This window comes from Streptomyces sp. NPDC032472 (assembly GCF_040636955.1).
Classification (GTDB): domain Bacteria; phylum Actinomycetota; class Actinomycetes; order Streptomycetales; family Streptomycetaceae; genus Streptomyces.
Genome location: NZ_JBEZVK010000005.1, coordinates 190,896 through 199,302 on the forward strand (window position 1 = coordinate 190,896; position 8,407 = coordinate 199,302).

General features: G+C 71.1%; 8 protein-coding genes and 1 pseudogene. 6 read left to right on the plus strand and 3 right to left on the minus strand.

Annotation, left to right across the window (positions count from 1 at the left end; translation table 11 throughout):
• Positions 1-95 precede the first annotated feature (95 nt).
• Positions 96-884, plus strand: a complete 789-nt coding sequence (locus AB0F11_RS05125; protein ID WP_362168584.1) for a hypothetical protein — start codon at positions 96-98, stop codon at positions 882-884.
• A gap of 34 nt (positions 885-918) precedes the next feature.
• Positions 919-1,380, plus strand: coding sequence for an SAM-dependent methyltransferase (locus AB0F11_RS05130; protein ID WP_362168586.1), 462 nt, complete (start codon positions 919-921; stop codon positions 1,378-1,380).
• A gap of 43 nt (positions 1,381-1,423) precedes the next feature.
• Here AB0F11_RS05130 and AB0F11_RS05135 read toward each other — a convergent pair whose 3' ends face one another.
• Complete coding sequence (locus AB0F11_RS05135) at positions 1,424-1,606, minus strand: hypothetical protein (RefSeq protein WP_362168588.1); 183 nt, start codon at positions 1,604-1,606, stop codon at positions 1,424-1,426.
• A gap of 176 nt (positions 1,607-1,782) precedes the next feature.
• On the opposite strand from AB0F11_RS05135, the gene AB0F11_RS05140 reads away from it, so the two are divergent.
• The 3 genes and pseudogenes from AB0F11_RS05140 to AB0F11_RS05150 all read left to right on the plus strand — a co-directional run.
• Positions 1,783-3,117 (plus strand): GAF domain-containing protein, encoded by a 1,335-nt coding sequence (locus tag AB0F11_RS05140; RefSeq protein ID WP_362168590.1) that lies wholly within the window; start codon positions 1,783-1,785, stop codon positions 3,115-3,117.
• Between the two features lie 55 nt (positions 3,118-3,172).
• The gene (locus AB0F11_RS05145) at positions 3,173-4,696 is read left to right on the plus strand and encodes an aldehyde dehydrogenase family protein (RefSeq protein ID WP_362168621.1); all 1,524 of its coding nucleotides are present in this window, start codon (positions 3,173-3,175) and stop codon (positions 4,694-4,696) included.
• A gap of 411 nt (positions 4,697-5,107) precedes the next feature.
• Positions 5,108-5,256, plus strand: a pseudogene (locus tag AB0F11_RS05150) (IS5/IS1182 family transposase); the annotation flags it as partial.
• Positions 5,257-5,474: 218 nt separating this feature from the next.
• Here the strand turns inward: AB0F11_RS05150 and AB0F11_RS05155 are convergent.
• Together AB0F11_RS05155 and AB0F11_RS05160 are read right to left on the minus strand one after the other, a co-directional pair.
• Positions 5,475-6,749, minus strand: a complete 1,275-nt coding sequence (locus AB0F11_RS05155; protein ID WP_362057102.1) for a glycosyltransferase — start codon at positions 6,747-6,749, stop codon at positions 5,475-5,477.
• Positions 6,746-7,390, minus strand: a complete 645-nt coding sequence (locus AB0F11_RS05160) for a tetratricopeptide repeat protein (protein ID WP_362168592.1) — start codon at positions 7,388-7,390, stop codon at positions 6,746-6,748. The genes AB0F11_RS05155 and AB0F11_RS05160 overlap by 4 nt, the downstream gene beginning before the upstream one ends.
• A gap of 389 nt (positions 7,391-7,779) precedes the next feature.
• Here AB0F11_RS05160 and AB0F11_RS05165 point away from each other — a divergent pair.
• Positions 7,780-8,407: hypothetical protein (locus AB0F11_RS05165; RefSeq protein WP_362168594.1), on the plus strand; the 628-nt coding region annotated here is incomplete at its 3' end.

Here is an 8,407-nt window from a genome sequence, read left to right on the forward strand (position 1 = left end):
GGAGGCGCAGGTCGGCGCAGGAAGCCTCTCGACGTCGTGGCTACTCACTGGTTAGGGTGCGCGCACGCCGACGACAGAGAGCACCGGGAGGCCACGTGTCCGATGAGGAGGGGGGCGGTTCGCTCTACGTGCTGACCGCCGTACTGCTGACCCCCGCGCAGTTCCCTGGCGTGCTCGGCGACGACTTCCCGCAGGCCTGCTCGCTGCTCGGCGTCCCGCCGTCGCCGGGGGGCTACGGTCTGGTCCTGGGCCAGGACGAGGAGGGCGCCCGCTGGACGGTCGTCGTGGACGACGTCTCGCTCGTCGCCGCGGCCATCGCCTCGTGGGACTGCGGGATGGAGTACGACCTCTCGCCCGACGAGCGGACCATCGTGGTCTCGCTGGCGGGCTGGCCGCTGGAGCTGTCGGTGGCCGCCCCGGGGATCCCCGAGCCGCACGATCCGGAGCAGGGCGCTGACGGCACGGGGCGGGTGCCGCTGGCCCCGCCGTCGGCCGAGGCCTGGGGTGCGGTGCAGCGGCGGATGGGCGCGGACCAGGTCGCCCGGGAGTGGTCCGACTGGCGCGAGCGGGTCGCGACGGACGGCGGGGCGGCGGCCGCGGCGCATCCCGGGCTGGCGCGGGCGCTCGCCCAGGCGCTGGAGTACACGCGCACGCCCCCGCCGCCGGGCCGGGTGCGGTCCTCCTTCGCCGGGGAGGGCGCGCGGACGCTCCGCGTCGACGGGCCCGGCTGGTCGCTGGTGGCGCGTACGGACGGGCCGGCCTTCGTCCTGCTGGACGAGGAGCCGGGCGAGGTGCTGTCCGTCCCGAAGGGCGGGGAGCAGGGGCTTCCGGAGCTTCCGGGGCTGCTCTCGGCCCTGGACCGCGTCGCCGTCCGCCCGGCATGATCATCATCTGAGCGGACAACGGGGAGGAGACGTCATGGTGGTGGAGTCGCAGCCGGTGGCCCTGGTGGTGGGCGGTCGCACCGAGGTGGCCGACGACGACTGGGGGCGGGAGACGGCCGTGATCCGGCTGGACGCGGACCGGTTCGGCCCGGAGGCGCTGTACGGGCTGGAAGCCTTCTCCCACGTCGAGGTGGTGTACCACTTCGACCGGGTTCCGGCGGAGAAGGTCGAGACGGGAGCCAGGCGACCGCGGGGCAACCCGGACTGGCCGCTGGTCGGCATCTTCGCCCAGCGCGGCAAGAACCGGCCGAACCGGCTGGGCCTGTCGCGGTGCCGGATCCTGAAGGTGGAAGGGCTGGACGTGCACGTGGAGGGCCTGGACGCGGTGGACGGGACACCGGTCCTGGACCTCAAGCCGTACATGGCGGAGTTCGGCCCCCGGGGCGAGCACAGGCAGCCGGAGTGGGCCACCGAGCTGATGCGGGACTACTACTGATCCCGCACCGCCCCGCACCGCGCCGGCGCCGGGGCGCAGGCCCTCAGCGGCCGAGCTGCTTGCGGGATATCCCCCGCAGGCGGCGCCGCTGGGAGGGATCCAGCAGCAGGTAGGCGGCCGTCGGCACGCCGATCAGGACCAGCAGGCCCGCCCAGAACCCGACCAGCCAGAACAGCAGCAGGGCTGCCGGGATCCCGGCCACCGCGATCACCGCACGTGGGGACATCAGCGGACCTCCACTCCATCTGTCGACGGCCACTGCCCTTCCCAACGCGCCGCCGGCCCGGCGCGTTCCCGCCGACGGCGTTTCGGCACCGTTCGTGGCCGGTGGGGCGCTTGTCGCGGCCCGTGCCCGGGACGACCATGGGGCGCTCCGGCACCGCGGGACCACGGGAGGCTGACATGGACGATCCGCCGGTGGCACTGCCGGGCGGGGCCGACCCCGCCGAGCGCACGCGCGTCCTGCGCCGGGCGCACGCCGCGTTCACCCGGGACGGGCGGGTCGAGGCGCCGGTCCGGGCGGTGATCGCGAGGTCCTGGCGGCGCTGCGCCCGGGCCCGCGTCAGCCCCGAGTGCGCCCCCGAGGTGGACCTGGCCGGGGCGGAGCTGCGCTCGTACCGCGACCGGCATCCGCTGGCCCGGGTGATGCCGCTCTTCCGGGACCTCGTCGGGGCGTTCGCGGCGCACGGCTCGCACCTGCTGGCGGTGTGCGACGCGCGGGGCAGCCTGCTGTGGGTGGAGGGCGAGCACGCCACCCTGCGGCGGGCCGAGCGGCTCGGCTTCGTGCCGGGTGCGCGCTGGGCGGAGACCGCGATGGGCACCAACGCCCCCGGCACGGCGGTCGCCGTCGGGGAGCCGGTGCAGGTCTTCGGGGCCGAGCACTTCAGCCGGCGGGTGCACTCCTGGACCTGCGCGGCGGCCCCGGTGCGCGATCCCCGCACCGGCCGGGTGCTGGGGGCGGTGGACATCACCGGCGGCGACGGCCTGGCCCACCCCCACTCCCTGGCGTTCGTACAGGCGGTGGCCCGGGCGGCGGAATCCCACCTGGCGCTGCTGCACCCCTTACCCCGCGTCCCGGCCGGCGCCCACACCCTGAGCGCCCTCGGCCAGGACGAGGCGCTGCTCGTCACGGACGGCGGCACGCGCACCCGCCTGGGACGGCGGCACAGCGAGATCATGGCCCTCCTCGCACACCACCCCGAGGGCCTGGCCGGCGAAGAGCTGGCGATCGAGCTCTACGAGGACGAATCGGTGTCACCGGTGACGTTGCGCGCCGAAATGGCACGGCTGCGCGGGCTGTTGGGCGCCCGCGCCCCGCTCTCCCGCCCCTACCGCACGGCCGCTCCGCTGGAGGCGGACTTCACCACCGTGACCCGGCACCTGGCATCCGGGGCGGTGTCCGCCGCGCTCCACCACTACGCGGGCCCGCTGCTCCCCGGCTCCACCGCACCCGGCATCGTCCGCCTCCGGCGCCGGATCGAGGACCAGGCCCGGGCCGCCGTGATCGCCCGCGCGGACGTGGGGCTGCTGACCGACTGGGTGTGCGCGCCGTGGGGCGCGGACGACCCGGCGGTGTGGCGGGCGCTGGCGGCGGCCCTGCCGCCTGCGGACCGCCCGGCCGCGCTGGCCCGCGTACGGGCACTGGACAGCGAACTGGGCACGCCCCGGCAGACCCGGCCGTCCCGGCCGTCCCGGCCGTCCCGGCATGCAACCTATCCGCAACCTGCCCGCTCCTAACCTCGCCGACGAGCGCGGGCCGACGGCGGCCCGCGCCCGGCAAGGGGAGGACACCATGGCCCGCTACGCTGCGCCCGGAACCGAGGGCGCGCTGATGTCGTACGCGTCCCGCTACGGCCACTTCATCGGCGGCGAGTACGTCGAAGCCGCCCGCGGTGGCTGGTTCGTCGACCTCTCCCCCGTGAACGGCCAGGCGTTCACCGAGGTGGCCCGCGGCACGGCCGAGGACGTGGAACGGGCGCTGGACGCGGCGCACGCGGCCGCGCCCGCCTGGGCCCGGACGTCGGCCGCGGACCGGTCGGCGATCCTGCTGCGCATCGCGGAGCGGATGGAGCAGAACCTGGAGGCCCTGGCCGTCGCGGAGAGCTGGGAGAACGGCAAGCCGATCCGCGAGACCCTCGCCGCCGACCTGCCGCTCGCCATCGACCAGTTCCGCTACTTCGCGGGCGCCCTGCGCGCCCAGGAGGGCACGCTCAGCCAGCTCGACGACGACACCGTCGCCTACCACTTCCACGAGCCGCTGGGCGTGGTCGGCCAGATCATCCCGTGGAACTTCCCGATCCTGATGGCGGTGTGGAAGCTCGCCCCGGCCCTGGCAGCCGGCAACACGGTCGTGCTCAAGCCCGCCGAGCAGACCCCGGCCTCGGTGCACTACTGGCTGGGCCTGGTGGCGGACCTGCTGCCGCCGGGCGTGGTGAACGTCGTCAACGGCTTCGGCGAGGAGGCGGGCAAGCCGCTGGCGTCCAGCCCGCGGGTGGCGAAGATCGCGTTCACCGGCGAGACCTCCACCGGCCGCCTGATCATGGGGTACGCGGCCGAGCACCTGAAGCCGGTCACCCTCGAACTCGGCGGCAAGAGCCCGAACCTCTTCTTCGACGACATCTGGACCGTCGACGACGACCTGCGGGACAAGGCGCTGGAGGGCTTCACCATGTTCGCCCTGAACCAGGGCGAGGTGTGCACGAGCCCGTCGCGCGCCCTGATCGAGCGGGGCCGGTACGGCGAGTTCCTCGACGCGGCCGTCGCCCGTACGGAACTCATCACGCCCGGACACCCGCTGGACACGGACACGATGATCGGCGCCCAGGCGTCGGAGGAGCAGCTGAAGAAGGTCCTGTCGTACGTGGAGATCGGCCGGCAGGAGGGCGCGAAGATCCTCACGGGCGGCGAGCGGATCGACCACGGCGGCGAACTGGCGGGCGGCTTCTACGTCCAGCCGACGGTCTTCGAGGGCGACAACCGCATGCGGATCTTCCAGGAGGAGATCTTCGGCCCGGTCGTGTCGGTGACCTCGTTCCAGGACTTCGACGACGCGATCCGCATCGCCAACGACACGGCGTACGGCCTGGGCGCCGGCGTGTGGAGCCGCGACATCAACACGGCCTACCGCGCGGGCCGCGTCATCCAGGCGGGCCGCGTCTGGACGAACTGCTACCACGCCTACCCGGCCCACGCCGCCTTCGGCGGCTACAAGCAGTCCGGCATAGGTCGCGAAACCCACAAAATGATGCTGGAGCACTACCAGCAGACGAAGAATCTCCTCGTCTCGTACTCGCCGAAGAAGCTCGGCTTCTTCTAGGAGCACGAGAAACGGCGCCTGACCCGGGCTTTTGCCCGTCAGGCGCCGTTGAGGCGACCCGCTTGACGCGGATATCGGTATTTCCTGTTCCTCCCAGCTTCTCCCACATCTCTCCCAATCCAGACCGGCTGTTCCGGACCAGTCACGGACAAACTTGGCTCACGGGGTGGGCGGCACGCCCTTGCTGCGCGGTCCCACTCCTCCATGGACTGCTCGATGAGACCGTTGGCTTGCTCCGAACACGCAGGTCGAGTGCGGCAGAATACGGAGCCAACGCGGCTCCTACGCCTGTGGGTTGAGACTTCGAATACCTCCCCAACGGCACGGGAGCCTCGTGCGTTGCGCACACCGCCGGCATCACCCGCTCAGTGGCCACTCTGAAACAGCTCACTACGTCCCCGCTACCCGACGCGGCTCATCCAACACTCGGAGTCGTTGATCACCTGGGCCGCGATCACGCTCATGACCAGGCGAGTCACCCGCCGAACGTCTCGCAGAAGCGGACAGCCGGCCTTCCGCGAAGCGCACCGGGACTGATCAATCGGCGTTGGCCCTCACCACCGTCACCGGGACGGTGTGATCGAGCTGACGAGGCAGGCCGCCGGCCTTGTCCGCATACGGCCTCCTTCCCAGGGGACGTAGTACCCGCATCCAGAGAGCCCGGTGCGTCGCGGAGATGCTCGAGTTGAGCCAGCGATCACCCTCCGGTTCGCCAGCGCTCACGCGGCGAGTCCGAAGGGTGACCGCGTTCCCTGCACGCACCTCGTCACCCAGGGCGTCACACCAGCAAGGGACCGCCGCAGCGTTCGGCGCCGTCCTTCATCGCGATCAGATTGGCCACCACGTAAGAGATCTGGTTCCGGGCGTGCCAGTCGGTCGGGAAGTAGGTGACCAGCCGTGAGTTCTGGAACCGGGCCTGGATCTCCGGTACGAAGGCACGGTACTGATTGTCGGTGTAGTACCAGAACGAGTTCTCGTTGTAGTAGGCGACATGTGTCGGGTCCTGGTAGGCGCCCCGGCCGTCGGAGCTGGGAGTGAGGGTGAGGAGCATGCCGCCAGGTGCCAGCAGGCGGTACAGCTCATTGATCAGTGGAACCTTCGCGGGCACGTGTTCCAGGAAGTCCACCGCCCTGAGCAGACCGACCGAGTTGTCCGGGAGGTCCAGGGGTGCGGGCAGCGTGGCAATGATGTCGACTCCGTCCCGTGCGTACTGGTCCACTCCCAGGTAGCCGGGCGGCTTGCGGTGCGCGGCGCCGAGGTCCAGTGCGAGCAGCCCGCGCCGCTTGGTCCAGGCGAGCGCGTTGGGCTCGATGTATTTGTCGTACAGGGCGACGGTCTCGCGCTGAATGTGCGCGTTGATCTCGGTGTCGCGCTGGGTGTTGTCGGGATGCATGCGTTGCATGTACAGGCATCGCGGGATGCAGTGGAAGTCACCGGCCTGGAAGAGACGGCACATCAAGTCCTGGTCGTCCAGCACCGTGCGCGTGGCGTCGTACCCGCCGACCTGCTCGTAGGTGTCCCTGCGGAACGCCCGCACATGGTTGGGGGCGTACCAGATGTAAGACACGTTGTGCGGCGTCGGCGCCATGGCGATCGCTTGCAGGAGACGGCGACCGTCGACGTCCACCTCCTCGTACTGCCAGCCGTTCGCCTCGTTGAACCGCGTGTCGTCCCGGTTTCCGTCCTCGGTGATCTGAGCGGTGTGGCTGTAGACGAAGACGGCGTCGGGATGCTCGTCGAAGGCCTTCGCCAGTTCCGCCAGGCAGTCCTTCGCCAGCAGGTCGTCGTGGTCGAGCTCGACGAGGATCTCACCGCGTGCCACTTCGCAGGCACGGCGTTTGGCGGCTCCAACCCCCCGGATGCCGTCCGCAACCTCCAGCCGGACACGGTCGTCGGGGCGTTCCGGCCGCCATCGCGCGCCGTTGTTGAGGAGGACGATCCACTCCCAGTCGGAGCAGGTCTGCGCTTGCAGGGTCGCGAGGCATTCGTCCAGGAAACGCGGTCGGTGGCTGGGGGTGAAGACGGAGAACCTCGGGGTCGGGGAAGAAGTCATTCGGTGGTACCTACCTGAGTGGCTGTCAGTGCTGCGCTCGCGGAATCCCGGAACTCCTCCGGGACGAACTGTAGAAGCGATGGGTCGGCGCGGACGGCGAGGCCGAAGGCTTCCCTGGCCTCTTTGTCCCGGCCCTTCCTCGCCAGGGCCCGTCCAAGGTGCAGATGGGCCGTGGCGGCCTTCGGGTCGGCCCCCACGATGTGCCGCAGGATCGCGATGGCCTGGTCGGGGTGGTTCGACTCGACCAGAAGCGCCTTGTTGTAGAGGGCCGATTCGAAATTCGGGTCGATCTTGAGGGCGTGGTCGTAAGCCGCGCGTGCGTCGGCTGTCCTGTTGTCGTGCTGGGCGATGACGCCGAGGTTGTACCAGGCGAGTTTGTCGGCGGGGTTCACGTTCAGGTCCAGGACCTGTCGGAAGCTATGCGTCGCCCCGGGGAAATCCTTGGCCTCGCCCTGTTTGATGCCCGCTTGGAGCAGTGCCTCCGCCCGCGCGGCACGCTTGGCCGCAGGTGACTCGGGCCCGGACGCAGTCGAAGACGTGATCTTGGGGTCCCCTGTGAGCAGGTGGACCCAACCGGTGGCCACATTGGCGACCACGACTGCCGCGGTGAGTCCGGTCCACAGTGCGATCCGCGTTTTCACGGGGGGCTACCTCGCCGATCCGGTGACGCGACTGAGCCGGGCGGCAGGGGCAAGCACCGTCGGCTGCACGGACGATGCTCGCGGACGTCGTTGACCAGTGCGGCCGTGTGCGCCGGCCGGCTGGTCAGGAGAGTTCACGGTGCGGGGGTTCACGGCGCGCATACCGCGTAGACGGTGACTGTGCCCACGCCGTTGGAGGTGGCCTGCCAGCCAGTAGCGGGGGAACCCCCGACAGGACGGCTGCTGAGCATCTGGAGGCCGACGACCGACGTGGTCTGGTAGCCGCCGCCGACGGCGAATTTACCAGCGGGGCAAAAGACCGTGGATTGGCCTGTGCCGCTGTTGGAGACGACCGTGCTCTGCGCCCCGGGACTCGCGCCCTGGACCCCTTGGAAGCCCTGGTTGCCTTGGAATCCCTGGTGGCCTTGGAATCCCTGAGTGCCCTGCGCACCGGGGCCGCCCTGACTTCCCTGGGCACCGGCACCGCCCTGGAACCCCTGCGCGCCCTGCGGACCGACGTTGCCCTGGCTGCCTTGCGCGCCGGTGCTGCCCTGAACGCCTTGCGCGCCCACAGCTCCTTGGGTGCCCTGTGCACCAGTACCGCCCTGGAAACCCTGGAAACCCTGGAAGCCCTGGGTGCCCTGGGCTCCAGCTCCACCCTGGAAGCCCTGATTGCCCTGGCTTCCCTGCGCGCCGACGCCGCCCTGACTGCCTTGCGCGCCGGTGCTGCCCTGGACGCCTTGCGCGCCCGCAGCCCCTTGGCTGCCCTGTGCACCAGTACCGCCCTGGAAACCCTGGAAACCCTGGGTCCCCTGGCTGCCCTGGGCGCCGGTGTCGCCCTGGAAACCCTGGCTGCCTTGTGTGCCCTGCGCGCCGACGCCGCCCTGACTGCCTTGCGCGCCGGTGCTGCCCTGGGCACCCTGCGCGCCCGCAGCCCCTTGGCTGCCCTGTGCACCAGTACCGCCCTGGAAACCCTGGAAACCCTGGGTCCCCTGGCTGCCCTGGGCGCCGGTGTCG

Coding starts and splice junctions, on each gene's coding strand:
- AB0F11_RS05130 (WP_362168586.1), top strand. CDS start 919: ATGGTGGTGGAGTCGCAGCCGGTGGCCCTGGTGGTGGGCGGTCGCACC.
- AB0F11_RS05135 (WP_362168588.1), bottom strand. CDS start 1,606: ATGTCCCCACGTGCGGTGATCGCGGTGGCCGGGATCCCGGCAGCCCTG.
- AB0F11_RS05140 (WP_362168590.1), top strand. CDS start 1,783: ATGGACGATCCGCCGGTGGCACTGCCGGGCGGGGCCGACCCCGCCGAG.
- AB0F11_RS05145 (WP_362168621.1), top strand. CDS start 3,173: ATGGCCCGCTACGCTGCGCCCGGAACCGAGGGCGCGCTGATGTCGTAC.
- AB0F11_RS05155 (WP_362057102.1), bottom strand. CDS start 6,749: ATGACTTCTTCCCCGACCCCGAGGTTCTCCGTCTTCACCCCCAGCCAC.